Below are 20,071 nucleotides of genomic sequence, written 5' to 3' on the forward strand. Positions count from 1 at the left end.
GTGATGGCGGGCACGGTCACGTCACACCCGATGGGTCTCGTCGCGCACGTTGCCGACGAACTCCTCCACCAGGTCCGCCAACGCGACGACGCCGATCGTGCGGCCACTGTCGTCGACCACCGCACCGAGATGAGCGCTCGTGCGGCGCAACGCCGCCGTGGCCTCGTCGAGTGGTGTGGCCGACGCGATGACCGGCAACGGGCGGATCTTGTCGATCCCGATGACCGTGCCGGGTCCGGCCGTCTCGTCGAGGATCTCGTCGAGGACATCCTTCAGGTGGAGGTACCCGGTGAATGTGCCGTCGGGGCCGCGGACCGGGAAGCGGGAGAACCCGGTGTCGCTGACCGCCCGTTCGACCGACCCCAACGTCGGGCCGGTGCGTCCGGTGGTCTCGTCGACGTCGACCGAAACGCTGCGCAACGTGTCGAGGGGGATCATCACCTCGCGAACCGTCCGGGTGACCGACTGCAGCGCGCGGGTGAGACGCTCGTGCTCCTCCGCGTCGATGAGGCCTTCCTGCTTCGACTCCACGATCATCTGCGCGAGCTCTCCGGGCGAAACGCTCGACGCGAGCTCGTCCTTCGGCTCCACGCGCATCAGCCGCAAGGCGAAGTTGGCCAACCAGTTGTAGAACGCGATGAGCGGACGAACGAGCCGGATGAACATCAGGTGAGCGGGGACCAGGAGCATCGCCATGGTCTCCGGCCCGGCCAGCGCGATGTTCTTCGGGACCATCTCGCCGATCAGGATGTGCAGGACGACGACCAGCGACAGGGCGATGGTGAACGAGATCGGATGCAGCAGCGCATCGGGCACGTGCGCCAGGTGCAGGGGGTGTTCGATCAGGTGGGCCACCGCCGGTTCGCCTACCCGTCCCAGCAGAATCGAGCAGATCGTGATGCCCAGCTGGGCGCCGGCCAGCATCAGCGACAGCTGTTCGCTCGCGCGGATCACCGTCCGGGCACGGGTCTTGCCCAATTCCTCCAGCGCTTCGAGACGATCGCGGCGCGCGGAGATGAGGGAGAACTCGGCGCCGACGAAGAACGCGTTGCCGCCGAGAAGTACGACGGTGAGGAGCACCGCCCAGACGTCACCCATCGGTCCGGCAACTCCGAACTGGGTCCGACCGGGAGTCGGTCACGGTGGGCACGGTCTTCTCCTCTGTCACTCGTCGGTGTCGTGGATGGGATGGAGCGCGACGACATCGATACGACGCCCGTCCATCTGTGTCACGGTCGCGCGCCAGGATCTGTCGCTGCCGGGCAGGGATTCGTCCTCGTCCTCGTCGTCGGACTCGGTGACAGGGGTACGGATCGGCAGGTCGACGACGTCGCCGACCTCCGGAATGCGCCCCAAAGAGAACATCACGAGTCCGCCGAGAGTGTCATAGGAACCTTCGGGCGCGCGGTACCCGGTCGCGTCGGCGACCTCGTCGATCCGCAACAACCCCGAGCACAGGAAGCCGTCGCCGTCCGCCGCGACGTCGGCGCGCTCCTGGTCGTGCTCGTCGGTGACGTCACCGAGGATCTCCTCGATCAGATCTTCGGTGGTGACGATTCCGGCGGCACCGCCGTACTCGTCGATGACCACGCACAGTTCCATCCCGTCGGCGCGGATGCGTTCCATCAGGGCATCGCCGTCCAGGCTCGCGGGCACACGCGGCACACCCCGGGCGATGGAGGACACCGTTGTCTGCGCGGCATGCTCGGGGGCGATGGTGAAGGCCTGTTTGATGTGGACCACGCCGACCAGGTCGTCGAGGTCGCCGTCGATCACGACCGGGAACCGCGAGTGGCCGGTGCGCGATGACGCCATCACGAGGTCGCGGATGGAGTCGTCGAGGTCGAGACATTCGACCGTTACCCGCGGCGTCATCAGATCCTCGGCGGTCAGTTCACCGAACTTCAGCGACCGGTCGACCAGCGCCGCCGTACCCGCGTCGAGCGATCCCTGCCGTGCCGAGTTGCGCACCAGCGACACCAGTTCCTGAGGGGAGCGAGCCGACCGCAGCTCCTCGGCCGGTTCGATCCCCAGTCGTCGCACCACCCAGTTGGCCGATCCGTTGAGGCCGTCGATCGCCCAGCGGAACATCGCGGAGAACAGTGTCATCGGGCCGGCGGTGGCGCGCGCGACGGCCAGCGGCTTGGCGATGGCGAGGTTCTTCGGGATCAGCTCGCCGAGGACCATCGACAATGACGTGGCGATGATCAGGGCGAGTGCCAATGACACACCTCCGGCCACCGAATCGCTCACCCCGAGACCGGTCAGCGCCGGCGTGAAGATCCGGGCCAGCACGGGTTCGGCGATGTAGCCGGTGATCAGGGTGGTGATCGTGATGCCCAGCTGCGCGCCGGACAGTTGGAACGACAGTGTGCTGTGCGCACGCTGTACCAGCCGTGACCGACGATCGTCGCGGGTCTCGACGTCGTCGGAGATCGTCGAGCGCTCGAGGGCGGTCAGCGAGAACTCCGCCGCGACGAACAACGCCGTGCCCAGGGTCAATGCGACGAAGCCGACGAGACTGGCGACGAAGAGGAGGATCTCCAATCGTCACCACCCGCCCGGGAGCGGACGCCCTTCGGCGAAACCGGCCGCCGACTGCACCCCCAGCACAACCTTCTCGTGCATCTCCCGCAGCGAGCGGGCGCCAGTGTAGGTGGCGGTGCTGCGAACCCCCGAACAGATGTGGTCGATGAGATCCTCCACGGATGGGCGCTCCGGGTCGAGCCGGATCCGTGAGGTCGAGATCCCTTCCTCGAACAGCGATTTGCGGGCGCGGTCGTAGGCGCCGTCGGTCGCCGACCGGGCGGCGACGGCGCGTTTGGACGCCATCCCGAAGCTCACCTTGTACAGGCCACCCGCGTCTTGCTGCAGGTCACCCGGGGACTCGTAGGTTCCGGCGAACCACGACCCGATCATCACGTTGGATGCGCCCGCGGCAATGGCCAGCGCGACATCGCGTGGGTGCCGGACACCGCCGTCGGCCCACACATGGGCACCGCGGGTCCGCGCGACCTCGGCGCACTCGGCGACGGCCGAGAACTGGGGACGCCCGACGCCGGTCATCATGCGGGTGGTGCACATGGCACCGGGCCCGACCCCCACCTTCACGATGGAGGCACCGGCGTCGATCAGGTCGGCCGCACCCTGGGCGGAGACCACGTTCCCCGCCGCGATCGGCACGCCCGGGTCGGCTGCGGCGACCGCCTCCAACGCGGTGAGCATCTTCTCCTGGTGGCCATGGGCGGTGTCGATGACGAGCAGGTCGGCACCCGCCGCGGCCAGCGCCTTGGCCTTGCCGACCACATCGCCGTTGATCCCGACCGCCGCGGCGATGCGCAGACGCCCCGCGTCGTCGACGTTGGGCCGGTAGATCCCGTGGCGCAGGGCGCCCAGCCGGGTCAGGACGCCGGCCAGTCGCCCATCGGTGTCGACGAGCACCGCCAGCCCGAGGTGCATGTCCCCGAGCGCGTCGAAGACCTCGCGCGGGGCCGTCTCGACGGGCAGGGTGACGATGTCCGGGTCGAGCACGTCACGGACGCGCGCGAATCGGTCGACGTCGTGGCAGCGTTTCTCGGTGACCACGCCGATCGGCCGCCCGTCCTCGATGACGACGGCCGCGCCGTGGGCCCGTTTCGGGATCAATGCCAGCGCGTCGGAGACCGAACTCTCGGGAGTCAGGGTCACCGGCGTGTCGGCCACCAGGTGGCGGGACTTGACGTGGTCGATCGACGCCGCAACCGCCGGGATCGGCAGGTCCTGCGGCAACACGACGAGCCCGCCGCGGCGAGCCACCGTCTCGGCCATGCGTTTTCCGGCGACGGCGGTCATGTTGGCCGCCACGATCGGGATCGTGGTGCCACTGCCGTCGTCGGTCGACATGTCCACGTCGAACCGGGACGCCACATCCGATCGGTTCGGGACGATGAACAGATCGTCGTAGGTCAGGTCGTGATCGGGCGCATGGCCTTCCAGGAATCGCACGGTGTAGCCGGAGCTCCTCTCAGGCCGTCACTTCGGACCGGTCGCCGCTCCACAGGGTGTGGAAGGTGCCGGGCTTGTCGACGCGCTGATAGGTGTGCGCGCCGAAGAAGTCACGCAGACCCTGCGTGAGGGCGGCCGGCAGACGCTCGCTGCGCAGCGCGTCGTAGTAGGCGAGCGACGACGCGAACGCCGGGACCGGGATGCCCATCGTGGTGGCGGTGGCGACCACGCGCCGCCAGCTGTCCACCGCGTCCTCGACGGCCTTACGGAAGTAGGGCGCGAGGAGCAGACTGGGCAGCTCGGGGTTCTCGGCATAGGCATCGCGGATGCGGTTGAGGAACTTGGCCCGGATGATGCAGCCGCCGCGCCAGATGGTCGCGAGATCACCGGGTGCGACATCCCAGCCGTACTCCGCGCTGCCTGCGGCGATCTGGTCGAACCCCTGCGCATAGGCGACGACCTTCGAGGCGTACAGCGCCTTGTTGATGTCGTCGACGAAGGTCTTGGTGTCCGTCGGCGCGGCGGCGAGGGTACCCGACTCCAGACCCTGGGCCTGCTTTCGCTGATCGGTCGCACTCGACAGGGCGCGCGCGAACACCGCCTCGGCGATGCCCGTCGTCGGGATGCCAAGGTCGAGCGCCGATTTCACCGTCCATCGGCCCGTACCCTTCTGGCCTGCGGCGTCGACGATCACGTCGACCAGCGGCTTGCCGGTCTCCGCGTCGACCTGGGAGAGGACCTCGGCGGTGATCTCCACCAGATAGCTGTCGAGGTCGCCGGAGTTCCACTCCCGGAAGACATCTGCGATCTCGGCGACCGGGAGGTCGAGCGCCTTGCGCATGAGGTCATAGGCCTCGCCGATCAACTGCATGTCGGCGTACTCGATGCCGTTGTGCACCATTTTCACGAAATGCCCCGAGCCGTCGGGCCCGATGTGGGTGCAGCACGGTTCACCGTCGACATGTGCCGAGATGGACTCGAGCATCGGCCCGAGCGACTTGTACGACTCGGCCGGTCCGCCCGGCATGATGGACGGTCCGTTGAGTGCACCCTCCTCGCCGCCGGAGATGCCCGCACCGACGAAATGCAGACCGCGCTCCGCGAGTGCGGACTCACGCCGGATCGTGTCGGTGTAGAGGGCGTTCCCGCCGTCGATGATGATGTCGCCGGGCTCCATCGCCGACGCCAGTTCCTCGATCACGGCATCCGTGGCAGCGCCGGCCTTGACCATGATGAGCACCCGCCGCGGGCGCTCGAGCGCCGCGACGAACTCCGCGACCGTCTCGGTGCGGATGAAGGTTCCCTCGGTCCCGTGTTGCTCGATCAGCGCGTCCGTCTTCGCGATGCTCCGGTTGTGCAGAGCCACCGTGTAGCCCTTGTGCGCGAAGTTGCGGGCGATGTTCGAGCCCATGACGGCGAGCCCGGTGACGCCGATCTGGGCCTTGGTCGAGTCGGTGGATTCAGTGCCGGTGGAGGCGGCGGAAGTCGTCATGGCACCAAGCCTATTGCGTCCACCTCAATGTCACGACTGGGAGGGGCCACGACCGGGAGGGGCCACGACCGGAGCTGGGGCGGAGACTGCCTCCGGCCCCGGCGGGTCATGCCGCGGAGATCAGGCGGCTGAGTTCGGTCAGCCACGGGATCGCGACGGCGAGCGTCGGCACCACCAGAATGGTCGCGGCCGCCGCGTAGGCGACCGTGGCGAGCAGCAGGGTCGGCCGTTCATCACGGAGTCGACGTACCCGGGTCAGCGTCGTCGGGCCGCCGACGGCCATCGCGCCGCGAGGGGCGACCGCATCTGCGCAGGCGACGAGCGCACGGCCGAGGGTGGTCGGCGCGGTCGCGCGGACCGCCTGGTCGTCGGCGAGGGATTCCACCAGGAGCTCGACTGCGCCGAGGGCGGAACGGCTGCGCACAACCCGCGGGAATGCCTCATGCAAGGCGATGAAGGCCTCGAGGACGAGGTCGTGCCGGGCGCGCAGATGAGCGCGTTCGTGGGCGAGCACCGCGGTGAGCTCCTCGCGGGAGAGCCGTGCCACGACCCCTTCGCTGACGACGACGCGTTGGCGCAGCCCGGGCAGGCAGTACGCGAGGGGTTGTTGGACGTCGATCATCCGGACGTCGCGGCCGAACAGGGGGTTCGAGGCGTCGCTGTGATCGCACCGATCGAGGATGTCGATGAGCTGGCGATGAGCGTGTCGTCGGGCGCGGGTGCGGACGCCGACCCGGATCACCGTGTACATCAACCGGGCCCCGACCATGAGGGTCAGCGCGAACACGCCGACGAGGGTGAGCCACAGCGGAAATCCGAGGCGGTCGATCTCGTGCACGGGATTGGTGGTCGGCGCGCCGTCGGGGCCGGGAGCGAGCAGGTTCGCCGCGATCGCCAGTCCGCAACTGAACGCAGACAGGACGCCGGCGAGCGCGATGGCCTGCCACAACGTCATCGCGGCCCGGGGGGCTCGGACCGGCCAGGATGCGCGGGACAGTGCCTCCGCGGCGGGGCCGACCAGCACCAGGGTCAGGATGCCGAAGAAGAGCGCGGTCATCGAAAACGTCCTCGGGTGGGCTGTGTGCGTGGGCTAGAGCGAATCGATGTGGTGGTGGGGCGAATCTAACCTGCCTCGCCCGCTCCGCGGGCGGCTTCGAGCTCGTCGAGTGCGTGACGCAACGCCGCGGCCTCGTCGGCGCCGACTCGGCCGACGAACGATACGAGCGCTGCGTGTCGCGACCCGGGGGCCTCGGCTTCGCTGAGGGCATCGACCATCAGGCTCGCGACGAGGTCCTCGCGGGGGTGGGTGGGTACGTACTTGTGGGCGCGGTCGTCGCGGATCTGGGTCACCAGGTTCTTCTTCGCCAGCCGCTGAAGCACCGTCATGACCGTTGTGTACGCCAAGGACCGGTCCTGGGACAAGGTCTCGTGGACCTGACGCACCGTCTGGGGGGTCGAGCTCTCCCACAGGGTGTCCATGACTGCTCGTTCGAGGTCGCCCAGCCCATTCATTCTTCGCATTTTACTTCCGCTTCCCCTGCACGTGTATGTCGGCCATCGGCCTGCCGTGAATCAATTCCGAACCACCCTTGACAACATTGGTAAGGCTACCCTACATTCAAAGACACGTCGGACCGCGCGAGAGTCCTGAGGGCTGCAGAGACCCCCGGTCCACGTCGCGACAGGCCCCACGTTGCAAACGCAACGTGGGGCCTGTCGGTTCCCCGGGGTCGGTCGGCCGCGTTCGCATCGTGGTCGTCGCTGTACCTCGCTTCACGCATCGCCTGCGTGCGTGCCACTCTCTTCGGTATGAGCGTGGACAACGAAGAGCTGATCAAGGACACCTTCGGACGTGGCTTCGACGCCGCACTTGGGCTGGAACTGACCGACGTCACGGCCGATCTCGTGGCCGGCACGGTGGACATGTCCGCCAAGCATCACCAGCCGTTCGGCATCGTCCACGGCGGCGTGTACTGCGCCCTGGCCGAAGGGACCGCCAGCATCGGTGGATTCACCTGGTTGCAGGCCAGCGGGATCGGTGGCACCGCAGTCGGGGTCAACAACAACACGGACTTCCTCCGGTCGATCAGTACCGGCACCGTCGCCGTCGAGGCGACGCCCGTCCATCGTGGACGCCGACAGCAACTGTGGCGGGTGTCCATGACGGACGCCGACGGTCGGCTGGTCGCGACGTCGCAGGTACGGCTGCAGAACATCGAGTTGCCGGAGGGTGTCGAGCCACCCGTTCCCGCCACCGGCGCATGACCGGTAGCGCGTCGCCGGCGGGAAAGTGGGCGCAGGTCGACGAGATCCTGCGACCCGTGGACGCCGAGCTCGAGGCGAACTATCCCGGTGAGCGGGCGCAGCCGCAGCCCGTGCACACCGCATATGTCAGTGCCGCCGAGGTGGCGGTCGACACCCCGGCGTCCTGGGGTGGGCAGGCTGCGGAGCTCGCGGACGACACGACGGATCTGCTCGTCGAACTCACCGGCGGCGACGAAGTGGTGGTCGATCTCGCGCGGCGGCGGCTTCGCCACAATCCGATCGAGGATCTGCGGATCGATCTCGAAGACGGGTACGGGTGGCGTCCGGACGACGTCGAGGATCGCCATGCGCGCCGTGCGGGGGAGATCCTGGCGGCCTGGACGGACATGCGTCCGCATGCACCGCGCAGTGCCGGGGTCCGGGCGAAAGGGCTCGGTGCGGCCGAACGAGCACGAGGTCTGCGCACGCTGGAGCTCGTCCTCGACGGCGCCGGCGGTGTGCCCGACGGTTTCGTGTTCACCGTCCCGAAACTGCGCGATGTGCGTCAGGTCGACGCGATCAATGTCGTCTGTGCGGAGTTCGAGCGCGCACACGGATTGCCCGATCACGCCGTGCGGTACGAACTGCAGGTGGAGATCCCGCAGGCGGTGATGAGCGCCGACGGTCGGGCCACGGTCGCCGAGGCGATTCACCGGGGGAGGCCCAGGCTGTCGGGATTGCATTACGGCACTTACGACTACAGCGCAGCATGTGGGATCGTCTCGGCGCACCAGTCGCTCGCGCATCCCGTCGCCGACCACGCCAAGGCGGTCATGCAGAGCGCGGCCGCACAGACCGGTGTGTGGATCAGCGACGGTTCCACCCAGGTCGTACCCGTCGGCGGGCCCGACAAGGTCGAAGCCGCGATCCGTCGCCATCACGCGCTTGTGCTGCGTTCGCTCGAACGCGGCTTCTATCAGGGTTGGGACATGCACCCGGGGCATCTGGTCACGCGGTGGGTCGCGGTGATCGGGTTCTTCCGGTCGGCGATGCCGACCGCCGCGCAGCGCCTGCAGGCCTACTTCGACCGCACGTCGGGCGACGTCGTCGACGAACCCGCCACCGCGATGTCGTTGGCGGCAGTCCTCCACCGCGGTCTGGCCGCCGGCGCGTTCACCGCCGACGAGATCGTCCGGATCGCGCCACTGTGCAGCCCAGAACGGTTGGACGCCTTGCGTGCCGGAGGGGGCGGCCTGCCCGCCTGACCGGCCACGTCGCATTCCCGGCTCGCCGGACGGGCTCGGCTCGGCGAGCCGGGAAGCCTCGACTCGTGGCAGGATGACCTGTACGCATCGCCGGGTCTCACGGCATGCGCGCCCCCGGGTGACTTCGGTCTGTAGAGGCCGGGTCCGTGTCGCGAGGAGAGGAACTGGTGCGTCTGTCGCCGCATGAGCAGGAACGTCTGCTCATTTCCTATGCTGCAGAACTGGCTCGGCGTCGGCAGTCGCGCGGACTGCGCCTCAATCATCCGGAAGCCGTCGCGGTGATCACCGACCACGTGCTCGAGGGCGCACGCGACGGCCGGACGGTCGCCGAACTCATGACCTCGGGCCGCGAGGTCCTCGGTCGCGCCGACGTGATGGACGGCGTGCCGGAGATGCTGCACGACGTGCAGGTCGAGGCCACCTTCCCCGACGGGACCAAGCTCGTCACCGTGCATGACCCGATCGATTGACCGCGAAGGGCTGACATGTCGCGAACACAGCCGTCGGTGATCCCCGGCGAGATCCTGCCCGCCGAGGGAACCATCGAACTCAACGAGGGCTCCGAGGCCATCACCCTCACGGTGGTCAACACCGGTGATCGACCGGTGCAGGTGGGGAGTCATGTGCATTTTCCACAGGCCAACGCCGCGTTGGACTTCGAGCGCGCCGCGGCCCGCGGCAAGCGGCTCGACATCCCCGCGGGTACCGCGGTGCGCTTCGAGCCGGGGATCGAGATGACCGTGTCCCTGGTGGATCTCGGCGGCTCGCGCGAGGTCCACGGCATCTCTCTCGACCCACCAGGAAGGATCGACTGATGGCGACACTCGGCCGGGACCGCTACGCCCAGCTGTTCGGACCCACGGTCGGCGACCGGATTCGCCTCGCCGACACCGGCTTGCTGATCGAAGTCACCGAAGACCGCTGCGGCGGGCCGGGTCTCGCCGGTGACGAGGCGGTGTTCGGCGGCGGCAAAGTCATCCGCGAGTCGATGGGTCAGAGTCGCGCCACCCGCGCCGACGGTGCGCCGGACACCGTGATCACCGGTGTCGTCATCCTCGACCACTGGGGAATCATCAAGGCCGACATCGGGATTCGCGACGGTCGTATCGTCGCGATGGGCAAGGCGGGCAACCCGGACACGATGGACGGGATCCATCCCGACCTGGTGATCGGGCCATCGACCGAGATCATCGCGGGCAACGGCAAGATTCTCACCGCCGGCGGGATCGACTGCCACGTCCACTTCATCTGTCCGCAGATCATGGACGAGGCGCTGGGCAACGGGATCACCACATTGATCGGTGGCGGGACCGGGCCCGCCGAAGGTAGCAAGGCCACCACGGTCACGCCGGGGGCATGGCACCTCGCCTCGATCCTCGCGGCCACCGACCACTGGCCGATGAACATCGCGTTGCTCGGCAAGGGCAACACGGTCTCGGCCGAGGCGATGCACGAGCAGATCCGTGCGGGCGCATCGGGTTTCAAACTGCACGAGGACTGGGGGAGTACGCCTGCGGCCATCGACGCCTGCCTGCGGGTGGCCGACGAGACCGGCGTGCAGGTGGCGCTGCACTCGGACACGCTCAACGAGGCCGGGTTCGTCGAACAGACGATCGGCGCCATCGCCGGCCGATCCATCCACGCGTATCACACCGAGGGTGCCGGCGGCGGCCACGCACCGGACATCATGACCGTCGCGTCGCACCCGAACGTGTTGCCGAGCTCGACCAATCCGACGCGTCCGCACACCGTCAACACCCTCGACGAGCACCTCGACATGCTGATGGTGTGCCACCACCTCAATCCGACCGTGCCGGAGGATCTCGCGTTCGCGGAGAGCAGGATCCGGCCGTCGACGATCGCTGCGGAGGATCTGCTGCACGATCTCGGCGCGATCTCGATGATCGGCTCGGATTCGCAGGCGATGGGCCGGATCGGCGAGGTGGTGTTGCGGACCTGGCAGACCGCACACGTCATGAAGGCCAAACGCGGCGCACTGCCGGGCGATGACGCGGCCGACAACAACCGGGCGCGGCGCTACATCGCCAAGTACACGATCTGTCCGGCGATCGCGCACGGTTTCGACTCCGAGATCGGATCGGTCGAGAACGGCAAACTGGCCGACCTGGTGCTGTGGGATCCGGCGTTCTTCGGCGTGCGACCCGACCTCGTCATCAAGGGTGGCGCGATCGCGTGGGCGTCGATGGGCGATGCGAATGCCAGCATCCCGACACCGCAGCCGACCCTTCCGCGTCCGATGTTCGGTGCCGCACCGAAAGCCGCCGCCGCCACGTCGGTGAGCTTCGTGGCACAGGGCGGTCTGGACGCCGGACTCGAAGAGTCCCTCGGGCTGGACCGCAGGCTCGTCGCGGTGACCGACACGCGCCGGGTCGGCAAGGCCGACATGGTCAACAATTCGGCCACCCCGGAGATCTTGATCGAGCCGGATACGTTCACCGTGCGGGTCGACGGCGAGGTGTGGGACAGCGAACCGGTCGCCGAACTGCCGATGGCGCAGCGGTATTTCCTGTTCTGAGCCCGAAGGTTTCGACACCGATGAGACAGCGAACATGATCCCCGCATCTCCCGAGACGCATTCGCAGTTGGCGATGATGTTGACGCTCGCCGATTCCCGCCTGCCGGTCGGTGGGCACGTGCACTCCGGCGGTGTCGAACAGGCCATCGCCGACCGCGTGGTCGTCGACGCCGCGAGTCTCAAGACGTTCGTGCACCGCAGGATCGCCACCAGTGGACTCGTCGCCGCGTCCGTCGCGGCCGCCGTCGCGGACGGAACCATCGAGGTGGCCGACGCCCAGCAGGAGACCGACGCACGCACTCCGTCGGCGGCGGCACGCCGAGCGTCGTACGCCCAGGGCCGCGGGATGCTCCGCCTGGCCCGCCGGTTGTGGCCCGGCCACGACTGGAGCCCCCACGCTCCGCAGACCCACCTGCCGGTGATCTCCGGGTCTGTCGGGCGGGTCAGCCGGCTGTCCGGTTTCCACACCGCCCTGGTCCTCGTGTACACGACGATGAGCGGCGCCGCGACAGCAGGTCAGCGCCTCCTGGCACTCGACCCCGCCGACGTCGCAGTGGTCATCGCCGACCTCGGTGGCGAATGCGAACGCATCGCCGCCGCCGCGGCGGTGGAACTCGCCGATCTATCGGACCCGACCCTCGACGTCTTCGCCGAACGGCACGAACGGCGCGACATGCCACTCTTCGTCTCCTGATCGGCCGAGCCGATGTGAGACCGAATCCGACAGCACGGCAACCGCATTCACGGAAGCCGCCGACCCCACCCAAACGACACGAGAGGACGACGACATGCCCCCGCATCTCATCGACGGAGAGCCCCACGGCCACGATCACTCCCGGCCACGGCGCCATCGCGAACCCGGCGAGGCCCTGCGCATCGGGATCGGGGGGCCGGTGGGCTCCGGCAAGACCGCACTGGTCGCCGCACTCTGCCGTCAGTTGCGCGACGAACTCTCGGTCGCGGTGCTGACGAACGACATCTACACCACCGAGGACGCGGACTTCCTGCGGCGCAACGCAGTCCTACCCGACGAGCGCATCACGGCCGTGCAGACGGGAGGGTGTCCGCACACCGCGATCCGTGACGACATCACCGCCAACCTCGACGCCATCGACGATCTGGTGGCGGCCAATCCGCCGCTGGATCTGATCCTCGTGGAATCCGGCGGCGACAACCTCACCGCGACCTTCTCGACCGGGCTGATCGACGTGCAGATCTTCGTCATCGACGTCGCCGGTGGCGACAAGGTGCCCCGAAAGGGCGGACCGGGCGTCACCTACTCGGATCTCTTGGTCATCAACAAGACCGACCTGGCCCAGCAGGTGCGGGCCGATCTGGGGGTCATGGGTTCGGATGCGGAGCGGGTCCGCGAGGGCCGCCCGACCGCGATGATCTCGCTCACCGAGGATCCCGCCGCCACCGACGTCCTCGCCTGGGTGCGCGCGCAGCTCGCCGAGGTCGCGGTCACCGGCTGACGTGCACACCGAGATCGACATCGTGGCCCGGTCGGGCCGTTCACCGCGGGTGCACGCGGTCGGCGGTCTGGCCGTGCGACAGACCGCAGCCCACACCGTGCACCTGATCAGTACCGCAGCCACACCGCTCGGCGGGGACTCGATCATGGTTCGGGTCCGGGTGGAGGACGGCGCCGTCCTCCATCTCAAGACCGTGGCCGCGACTCTCGCACTGCCGGCGCTCGACCGGCTCGATTCCCGGATGGACTGGGTGATCGAGGTGGGCGCGGGTGCGCGGCTGCATCTCGACCCGCAGCCCACCGTCGTGGCGGGTGGGGCCGAGCATCACACGTTCACGCGGGTGTCAGCCGATCCCGAATCGACGCTGACCATCGCCGAGCACGCTCAGCTCGGTCGTTCCGTCGAACGTGAGGAACACCGCGCTCGAGCGCGATGGCAGGGTGCGTTGCACGTCGACATCGGGACGTCGAGAGTATTGCGGCATCGGCTCGTTCTCGGCGGGCCGGCCACGTCCGGACACCGGGCGGTGAGCAGTGTGCTGCGCTACCCGGACGCGCGACCGGCGGCAGTGTCCGCCGACGCCTACGCGGGACGTCTCGAGCTGGCCCGTCCGGCCGGTGTGGGACCCGCGACGCTCACCACCGCGCTCGGAGCCTCGGCCCACCAGACCAGCACACTGACCGACGACCTCGATGTCGAGTTCCTGATCAGCAGGTGATCTCCGGACGCCGGAGATCGTGTCCTCAGCCGGCTTCCGCCTCGGCCTTAGCCTCGGATTCCGAGGAGGGCGCGGACCCCGGCGCTCGTGTCGACGGGATCGCGTCGGTCGCCTCGGTGATCGCCTCCTCAGGCGTCTTACCCTCCAGCGCAGACAGGGCGCCGAGCGCGGTGCGCGCGTACACCTGCTGTTCGGTGACCGCGAGCTGGGTGCGACCACGCGTGCTGAAGGCGAAGAACCAGTTGATCAACGTGTTCAGCCGGTTGCGGAATCCCACCAGATACACCAGGTGCAGTGCCAGCCAGCCGAGCCACGCGAAGTAGCCCTCCGTCTCGAACTTCTTCTTCATGCCGGGAACCGGCACCTGCATGACCGCGCTGAACCGTGAGATCGTCGCCATCGAGCCCTTGTCGAAGTAGCTGAACGGTTTCCGCTGCTCCTGGGTCTGGCCGTGCAAGCCGGCCTTGATCGCGTCGGCCGCATACCGGCCGCCCTGGATGGCCCCCTGGGCGACACCGGGCACACCGTCGACGGCCATCATGTCGCCGACGACGAACACATACGGGTTATCCGGGATGGTGAGGTCGGGGAGCACCTTGACCCGTCCGGCCCGGTCCAGCTCGACGCCCGACTGTTCGGCGAGCTGCTGTCCCAATGGGCTGGCCTGCACGCCGGCCGACCACACCTTGCACTGGGATTCGATCCGGCGCGTGCTGCCGTCCTTCTCCTTGACGACCAGGCCGTCGTAGTCGACGTCGACGACCATGGCGTTGAGCTGGATCTCGACGCCCATCTTCTCGAGCCGGTCGGCCGCCTTGCGGCCCAGCTTCTCGCCGAATGGCGGGAGGACGGCAGGCGCGGCGTCGAGCAGGATCACTCGGGCCTCGGTCGGGTCGATGTTGCGGAAGGTGCCCTTGAGGGTCTTGTCGCTCATCTCGGCGATCTGTCCGGCGAGCTCCACACCGGTGGGGCCGGCGCCGACGACGACGAAGGTGAGCAGCTTGGCCCGTTCCTCGGGATCGTCGGACAGCTCGGCTTGCTCGAACGCCCCGAGGATGCGGCCGCGCAGCTCGAGCGCGTGGTCGATCGTCTTCATGCCGGGTGCGTACTCGGCGAAATGATCGTTGCCGAAGTAGGACTGGTCGGCGCCCGCGGCGACGATGAGGCTGTCGTACGGCGTCACGGTGACGCGTTCGAGCAGTCGCGAGGTCACCGACTTGCCCTTCAGGTCGATCTCGTACACATCACCCAGCAGGACCTTGATGTTCTTCTGCTTGCGCAGGATGACCCGGGTCGCCGGCGCGATCTCGCCTTCGGCGATGATGCCGGTCGCGACCTGGTACAGCATCGGCTGGAACAGGTGATGAGTGGTCTTCGCGATCAGCGTGACGTCGACATCGGTCTTGGCCAGGCGTTGGGCTGCGAAGAGACCGCCGAATCCGGACCCGACGATGACGACATGGGGGCGCGTGTTGGTCGGAGTGGGGCTGCTCATCAGAAGAACATCTCCTGTCGGTCGGGCTGTGGGCTGCTGCCGCGCACCTCTAACGGTAGTCAATGATCGCCAAAAGGTTTGGACGAGGACCCAAGCCGCGCGCGTGCGCGCCCGATCTGTCCGAATGGGCGGTCCGACGGGGAGTGTGGTCGGTCAGGCGGTGAGGCCGGCGACCGCGTGACGTGGGCCCTGCGGGGGCGGGTTCGGTGGCAGGCCGCGCGCACGCTGTCCTGACGACCAACTCATCGTCGTCGTCTCCCAATGACTGCGCAGCAGTTCGTATTCCACCTCGCCGGCACCCGATCCGAAGACGACGTCGTCGTCGCAGAGGTGGATGGCCGACAACCGCATGCCGATCTTCTCCATCACCCGTCGGGACGCGGTGTTGGCCGCCATGGTGCCGGCGAAGACACGCTCGGCGCCGAGTTCGCGGAACGACATCGTCAGCAGGGCGTGCGCTGCCTCGGTGGCCAGGCCGCGGCCCCAATGCTCCCGTTGCAGCCGGTAGCTGAGTTCGACCTCGGGCCGGTGGCTGTGGCGAGGCGTGCGCAACGCGAACCAGCCGCGGAAATGGTCCGTCCGGCGGTCGGTGGCCGCCCACATCCCCGTCCGGTGGGCTCGACGCTCGGCTTCGGCCCGGGGCAGCACCCATCCCTCGATCACCTCACGGGGTGTGGGTGCGCCGCCGCTGACGAAGCGCATGACCTGCGGGTCGTTGTCGAGGGCGACGAGGGCGTCGACATCGGACACGGTGACCGGGCGTAGCCGAAGCCGGACGGTCTCCAAGATCACGATGTCCCCCTCGCGTCAGTGCTTGCGCAGAGTCTACGGTTCCGCCGGCCCACTCCGGGTGCATCCCGCCACGTGTGTCGGGATGTGCCGAACGGCGGCAGCCCCTGCGGGTCTGCACACCGTCGGAGTCGGCGGATAGGGTTTGCGATCGTGGCCGACGAACATCTGGACCTGTCGATTCAGCTCCGCTGGGGTGACATGGACATCAACAACCACGTCAACAACGTGCAGTTCGCGAGGATCTTCGAGGAGGCCCGAGTGCGCTCGTTCGCCTCGTGGTTCCCCGATCGTCCCGAGGGCTTCTCGATGCTGGTCGCCCGGCAGGAGATCGTGTTCACCGCCGTCCTGGACTACTCGCTGGCCCCGGTGACCGTCCGGACCTGTGTCAGTCGCATCGGCACCACGTCGCTGAACCTCTCGCTGACCTTGATCGACCCGAACGGGACCACGTGCGCGGTCGCAGAGACCACGATGGTGTCGGTGAACGCGCACACCGGCCGCCCCACGCCTCCGCCGGACCAGGTGCGCGCCGTTTTGGAGTCCCACCTCGTGGCCGACGCCGGGTTGCCGGTGCGTTCCTGACGCCGGTCCGACCCAACCGCCGAGATGTAGCCAGCCGAGGACCAGACAGCCGAGGAACCTGAGAGCACATGTTCCACCTTCATCGGGCCGAGCGGACCGACGCGCTGGCCGTCGCACTCGCGGATCTCCTTGTCCCCCCTCTGCCCGATCCGATGACCACCGAGGTCGTCGCGGTACCGGCGCCCGGGGTCGAGCGCTGGCTGCAGCAGTGGCTGGCCACTCGCCTGGGCACATCCGGCGCACGCGACGGAGTCGCCGCCAACCTGGATTTCGTGTCCCCGGCATCGCTGACGGACCGCGTACTCGATGACGCGCTCGCCGTGATCGATGGTGACGGTCGTATCGATGGCCACAATCGACAGCGGGACGGTGACGTGCCTGCCGCGCAGCGGTGGCGGCCGAGCGCGATGACCTGGCCCGTGCTCCGGGTCCTCGACGACATGGTCGACGACCCGCGCCTTGCCGTCCTCGCGCGCCACGTGGGCTCCGGGGGAGCAGCCGATGACCACCGTCGCGGCCGCCGGTACGCCACTGCCCGCCAGATCGCGGGCCTCTTCGATTCGTACGGCCGGCAGCGGCCGACGATGTTGGCCGACTGGGCGTCCGGCGAGGACACCGACGGTGCCGGATCGTCAGTGCCCGCGGACCTCGCGTGGCAGCCCGACTTCTGGCGCGCGGTGCGCACCGAGATCGGGCGCGCCCACCCCGCCGAGACACTCGCCGAATGCTGCGCCACGCTCCGCGAGGGACCAGAGATGACCGACCTTCCCGAACGGCTGTCGGTCTTCGGTCCCACCCGAATCACCGAGACCCTCCGCCAGGTACTCGCCGCGGTGTCGGTCCACCGAGACGTCCATCTGTTCGCGCCACACCCCAGCCCCGCGTTGTGGGCAACCGTCGACGCCATCGGCCCGTCCGGAAGCCCCCGCCGCGCCGACAACCCGGCCCCGCGGCTGTTGCACCCGGTCCTGGCCGGCCTGTCCCGGGACGTCCAGGAGCTGCAACGCCGCGTTTCCCCGGTCGCCGATCGCGTCGAGCATCATCCGCCGGTGTCGCCGGGTGCGCGGCAGTCGGTGCTGACGACATTGCAGACCGGTCTGGCCGACGATCTCCCGCCGCAGACGAGCCGACCGCCGGACTCCTCGGTCGAGGTGCATTCCTGCCACGGTGCCGAACGGCAGGTCGAGGTTCTCCGTGACCGACTCCTGCACCTGTTCGCCGCGGATCCGACACTGCAACCACGCGATGTGCTGGTGATGTGCCCCGACGTGGAGTCCTTCGCCCCGGTGATCCGCGGGGCGTTCGGTCAGCCGGGTCTCGGCCATCCGGCTTTCGAACTACGGGTCCGGCTCGCCGATCGCGGGCTTCGGCACACCAACACCGTGCTCGACGTGATCGCCGCCGTCGTCGAACTCGCGGCCGGGCGGGTGACGGCGGGCGCGGTGCTTGACCTGCTCGGGCGGGCTCCGGTGCGACGTCGGTTCGACTTCACCGACGATGACCTGGAGATCATCCGGGAATGGTTGGAGGGCAGCAACATCCGCTGGGCCATCGACGACTCGCAACGGGCCCGATACGGGTTGGCCGGCTTCGGTCAGGGCACCTTCGAGTCAGGTCTCGACCGGGTGATCCTGGGTGCGGTCGCCGAAGAGGCAGACGGCGAATGGCTCGACACCGCACTTCCCCTCGCGGGGGTCGAGAGCACCGAGATCGACCTCGCCGGTCGGTTCGCCGAGTTCATCGACCGTCTGTCCGCCACGCTGACCACTCTGTCCGGAACCCATCCGTCCTCCACCTGGGTGGACACTCTCGCCCGCATCGCCGACACGCTGGTGCGCACCGACGCCGACGACGAATGGCAACGCGCGCAGGCGCTTCGGGCCATCGCAACCGTGTTCGAGGAAGCATCGGCAGACGGTGTGCACGGAAGTGGTGCGGTGGAGCTGCGCCTCGGGGACATCCGTGATCTCGTCGCAGGTCTCGTCTCGGCCGCCCCGACGCGCGCCAACTTCCGGACCGGGGAGCTCACGGTCTGTTCGATGGTGCCGATGCGATCGGTCCCGCATCGGGTGATCGTGCTCCTCGGCGTGGACGGCGACGCATTCCCGCGCGCCGTGCGTCAAGACGGTGACGACATCCTCGGCCGCGCCCCCCTGCTCGGCGAGCGCAACCCGCGAGACGAGGACCGGCAACTGTTCCTCGACGCGATCTGCGCCGCCGAAGAACACCTGCTCATCTTCTACAGCGGCGCCGATCCGGTTTCTGGACAACGCATCCCACCAGCCGTCGTCGTGAGCGAACTCATCGATGCCGTGTCCGCGATCACCGGGCAGGCCGACAGCTGCCTCCGTCGGCACACACTGCACGCATTCGACACGCAGAACTTCCGACCCGGTGCCGTGACCGGGGTCGACGGTCCCTTCTCGTTCGACACCGGATTGTTCGCCGGCGCTCGCGCGTCGTCGACGACACGGGAGAGTGCGCCCCGGATCGCCGACCTCCGTCTCGATCCGGCTGCGGCCGACGACATCGACCTCACGTCGCTGGTGGCGTTCCTGACCAACCCGATCGAGGGTTTCGTCCGGCAACGGCTCGGTGCCCGCATCCCCGATGAGGAGCGGCCGCACGCCGACCAGCTCGACGTCGCGCTCGGACCGCTCGACCGGTGGGCGATCGGTGACCGCTTCCTCGCCAGGATGCTCGCGGGCACCGACCTCGCAGCTTGTCAGGCCGCCGAGTTGCGTCGAGGGACGTTGCCGCCGTTCGCATTCGGAACGCGTGAACTGTCCGACATCTCGACCGACGTCGAAGCCGTCTTCGGCGCGGCGACCTCCGCGCGCGTCGGCTCCCCGTCGACGGTCGACCTCGTGGTGCCTCTGCCCGACGGGCGGCGACTCTACGGCACCGTCGGTGACATCTACGACGGCACGGTCGTGACCGCGACATACTCGAAACTCCGGGCCAAACAACGGCTCACCGCATGGATCCGGCTGCTCGCCGTGGCCGCCGCGCGAACCGCGACCGACGACGGTGTCCGGGCCGCCGTGGTCGTCGCTCGACGCCCGGCCCGGTCCGGTGGTGTGGCGCGATCGTTGCTGGCCGTTCCGGACGACCCGATCGGGGTCCTCACATCGCTGATCGCGCTGCGCGACATCGGCCTGTCGCGGGTGCTGCCGCTGCCGCTCGATCCGGCCGCGGAGTTCGCAGACCACCATCGGCGGTCCGGTCGGGAGGACCGCGCCCTGCCGGCCGCGCACCGCGCCTTCGGCGGCGACTTCGGGGCCGGCACCGACCGGTACCTGCGTCTGGCGTTCGGTGGCGACATCACCGTCCCGGTCGATTTCGATGCACTGCTGCGCGACACGATCCCGCCCACAGGTTCCTGGGCGGCGGGCATCGACCTGTCGGGTGAGCCGGGGGAGTCGGTGTTCGGTGCACTCGCCCGACTGGTGTGGCAACCGCTGATGGATCACGAGACGGTGACCTGA

At 68.6% G+C, this 20,071-nt stretch carries 18 protein-coding genes; 10 read left to right on the top strand and 8 right to left on the bottom strand.

Annotated elements, in window-relative coordinates; all coding sequences use genetic code 11:
- Positions 1 to 21: 21 nt before the first annotated feature.
- From VZC37_RS06985 to VZC37_RS07010, 6 genes are all read right to left on the bottom strand, one after another.
- Positions 22 to 1,098, bottom strand: coding sequence for a hemolysin family protein (locus VZC37_RS06985; RefSeq protein WP_330431757.1), 1,077 nt, complete (start codon positions 1,096 to 1,098; stop codon positions 22 to 24).
- A gap of 66 nt (positions 1,099 to 1,164) precedes the next feature.
- Positions 1,165 to 2,547: a hemolysin family protein gene (locus VZC37_RS06990; RefSeq protein WP_330431758.1), complete on the bottom strand. Its 1,383-nt coding sequence runs from the start codon at positions 2,545 to 2,547 to the stop codon at positions 1,165 to 1,167.
- Between the two features lie 3 nt (positions 2,548 to 2,550).
- Positions 2,551 to 3,984 (bottom strand): GMP reductase, encoded by a 1,434-nt coding sequence (guaB1, locus tag VZC37_RS06995; protein ID WP_330431759.1) that lies wholly within the window; start codon positions 3,982 to 3,984, stop codon positions 2,551 to 2,553.
- 19 nt (positions 3,985 to 4,003) lie between these two features.
- Positions 4,004 to 5,476 (bottom strand): NADP-dependent phosphogluconate dehydrogenase, encoded by a 1,473-nt coding sequence (gene gndA, locus VZC37_RS07000; RefSeq protein ID WP_330431760.1) that lies wholly within the window; start codon positions 5,474 to 5,476, stop codon positions 4,004 to 4,006.
- Between the two features lie 106 nt (positions 5,477 to 5,582).
- Entirely contained in the window at positions 5,583 to 6,533 is a 951-nt protein-coding gene (locus VZC37_RS07005) for a M56 family metallopeptidase (protein ID WP_330431761.1), read from the bottom strand.
- 65 nt (positions 6,534 to 6,598) lie between these two features.
- On the bottom strand, positions 6,599 to 6,997 hold the full coding sequence (locus VZC37_RS07010; protein ID WP_330431762.1) for a BlaI/MecI/CopY family transcriptional regulator: 399 nt from the start codon (positions 6,995 to 6,997) through the stop codon (positions 6,599 to 6,601).
- Positions 6,998 to 7,285: 288 nt separating this feature from the next.
- On the opposite strand from VZC37_RS07010, the gene VZC37_RS07015 reads away from it, so the two are divergent.
- The 8 genes from VZC37_RS07015 to VZC37_RS07050 all read left to right on the top strand — a co-directional run bounded on the left by VZC37_RS07015 (position 7,286) and on the right by VZC37_RS07050 (position 13,714).
- Positions 7,286 to 7,741 (top strand): PaaI family thioesterase, encoded by a 456-nt coding sequence (locus VZC37_RS07015; protein WP_330431763.1) that lies wholly within the window; start codon positions 7,286 to 7,288, stop codon positions 7,739 to 7,741.
- A complete protein-coding gene (locus VZC37_RS07020; RefSeq protein ID WP_330431764.1) occupies positions 7,738 to 8,985 on the top strand; it encodes a DUF6986 family protein in 1,248 nt (415 codons plus the stop codon). The genes VZC37_RS07015 and VZC37_RS07020 overlap by 4 nt, the downstream gene beginning before the upstream one ends.
- A 167-nt stretch (positions 8,986 to 9,152) precedes the next feature.
- Entirely contained in the window at positions 9,153 to 9,455 is a 303-nt protein-coding gene (locus tag VZC37_RS07025) for an urease subunit gamma (protein WP_330431765.1), read from the top strand.
- Between the two features lie 15 nt (positions 9,456 to 9,470).
- Complete coding sequence (locus tag VZC37_RS07030) at positions 9,471 to 9,800, top strand: urease subunit beta (RefSeq protein WP_330431766.1); 330 nt, start codon at positions 9,471 to 9,473, stop codon at positions 9,798 to 9,800.
- Positions 9,800 to 11,521, top strand: coding sequence for an urease subunit alpha (locus VZC37_RS07035; RefSeq protein WP_330431767.1), 1,722 nt, complete (start codon positions 9,800 to 9,802; stop codon positions 11,519 to 11,521). Before VZC37_RS07030 ends, VZC37_RS07035 begins: the two co-directional genes overlap by 1 nt.
- Positions 11,522 to 11,555: 34 nt before the next feature.
- Positions 11,556 to 12,215, top strand: coding sequence for an urease accessory protein UreF (locus VZC37_RS07040; protein ID WP_330431768.1), 660 nt, complete (start codon positions 11,556 to 11,558; stop codon positions 12,213 to 12,215).
- Positions 12,216 to 12,309: 94 nt separating this feature from the next.
- Positions 12,310 to 12,996, top strand: coding sequence for an urease accessory protein UreG (gene ureG / locus VZC37_RS07045; RefSeq protein WP_330431769.1), 687 nt, complete (start codon positions 12,310 to 12,312; stop codon positions 12,994 to 12,996).
- A 1-nt stretch (position 12,997) separates the two neighbouring features.
- Positions 12,998 to 13,714, top strand: coding sequence for an urease accessory protein UreD (locus VZC37_RS07050; RefSeq protein WP_330431770.1), 717 nt, complete (start codon positions 12,998 to 13,000; stop codon positions 13,712 to 13,714).
- Between the two features lie 25 nt (positions 13,715 to 13,739).
- Here VZC37_RS07050 and VZC37_RS07055 read toward each other — a convergent pair whose 3' ends face one another.
- Positions 13,740 to 15,209, bottom strand: a complete 1,470-nt coding sequence (locus VZC37_RS07055; RefSeq protein ID WP_330431771.1) for an NAD(P)/FAD-dependent oxidoreductase — start codon at positions 15,207 to 15,209, stop codon at positions 13,740 to 13,742.
- Between the two features lie 153 nt (positions 15,210 to 15,362).
- Positions 15,363 to 16,001, bottom strand: a complete 639-nt coding sequence (locus VZC37_RS07060; protein WP_330431772.1) for a GNAT family N-acetyltransferase — start codon at positions 15,999 to 16,001, stop codon at positions 15,363 to 15,365.
- A gap of 150 nt (positions 16,002 to 16,151) precedes the next feature.
- Here VZC37_RS07060 and VZC37_RS07065 point away from each other — a divergent pair, with 150 nt between their 5' ends.
- On the top strand, positions 16,152 to 16,583 hold the full coding sequence (locus tag VZC37_RS07065) for an acyl-CoA thioesterase (protein ID WP_330431773.1): 432 nt from the start codon (positions 16,152 to 16,154) through the stop codon (positions 16,581 to 16,583).
- 68 nt (positions 16,584 to 16,651) lie between these two features.
- Positions 16,652 to 20,071, top strand: coding sequence for an exodeoxyribonuclease V subunit gamma (gene recC / locus VZC37_RS07070; protein WP_330431774.1), 3,420 nt, complete (start codon positions 16,652 to 16,654; stop codon positions 20,069 to 20,071).

This window comes from Gordonia sesuvii (assembly GCF_036350415.1).
Taxonomy (GTDB): Bacteria; Actinomycetota; Actinomycetes; order Mycobacteriales; family Mycobacteriaceae; genus Gordonia; species Gordonia sesuvii.

Excerpts from the sequence above, each read along its gene's own strand:
- VZC37_RS06985 (WP_330431757.1), bottom strand. The coding sequence starts at position 1,098 with ATGGGTGACGTCTGGGCGGTGCTCCTCACCGTCGTACTTCTCGGCGGC.
- gndA (WP_330431760.1), bottom strand. The coding sequence starts at position 5,476 with ATGACGACTTCCGCCGCCTCCACCGGCACTGAATCCACCGACTCGACC.
- VZC37_RS07005 (WP_330431761.1), bottom strand. The coding sequence starts at position 6,533 with ATGACCGCGCTCTTCTTCGGCATCCTGACCCTGGTGCTGGTCGGCCCC.
- VZC37_RS07010 (WP_330431762.1), bottom strand. The coding sequence starts at position 6,997 with ATGCGAAGAATGAATGGGCTGGGCGACCTCGAACGAGCAGTCATGGAC.
- VZC37_RS07015 (WP_330431763.1), top strand. The coding sequence starts at position 7,286 with ATGAGCGTGGACAACGAAGAGCTGATCAAGGACACCTTCGGACGTGGC.
- VZC37_RS07020 (WP_330431764.1), top strand. The coding sequence starts at position 7,738 with ATGACCGGTAGCGCGTCGCCGGCGGGAAAGTGGGCGCAGGTCGACGAG.
- VZC37_RS07030 (WP_330431766.1), top strand. The coding sequence starts at position 9,471 with ATGTCGCGAACACAGCCGTCGGTGATCCCCGGCGAGATCCTGCCCGCC.
- VZC37_RS07035 (WP_330431767.1), top strand. The coding sequence starts at position 9,800 with ATGGCGACACTCGGCCGGGACCGCTACGCCCAGCTGTTCGGACCCACG.
- VZC37_RS07040 (WP_330431768.1), top strand. The coding sequence starts at position 11,556 with ATGATCCCCGCATCTCCCGAGACGCATTCGCAGTTGGCGATGATGTTG.
- ureG (WP_330431769.1), top strand. The coding sequence starts at position 12,310 with ATGCCCCCGCATCTCATCGACGGAGAGCCCCACGGCCACGATCACTCC.
- VZC37_RS07055 (WP_330431771.1), bottom strand. The coding sequence starts at position 15,209 with ATGAGCAGCCCCACTCCGACCAACACGCGCCCCCATGTCGTCATCGTC.
- recC (WP_330431774.1), top strand. The coding sequence starts at position 16,652 with ATGTTCCACCTTCATCGGGCCGAGCGGACCGACGCGCTGGCCGTCGCA.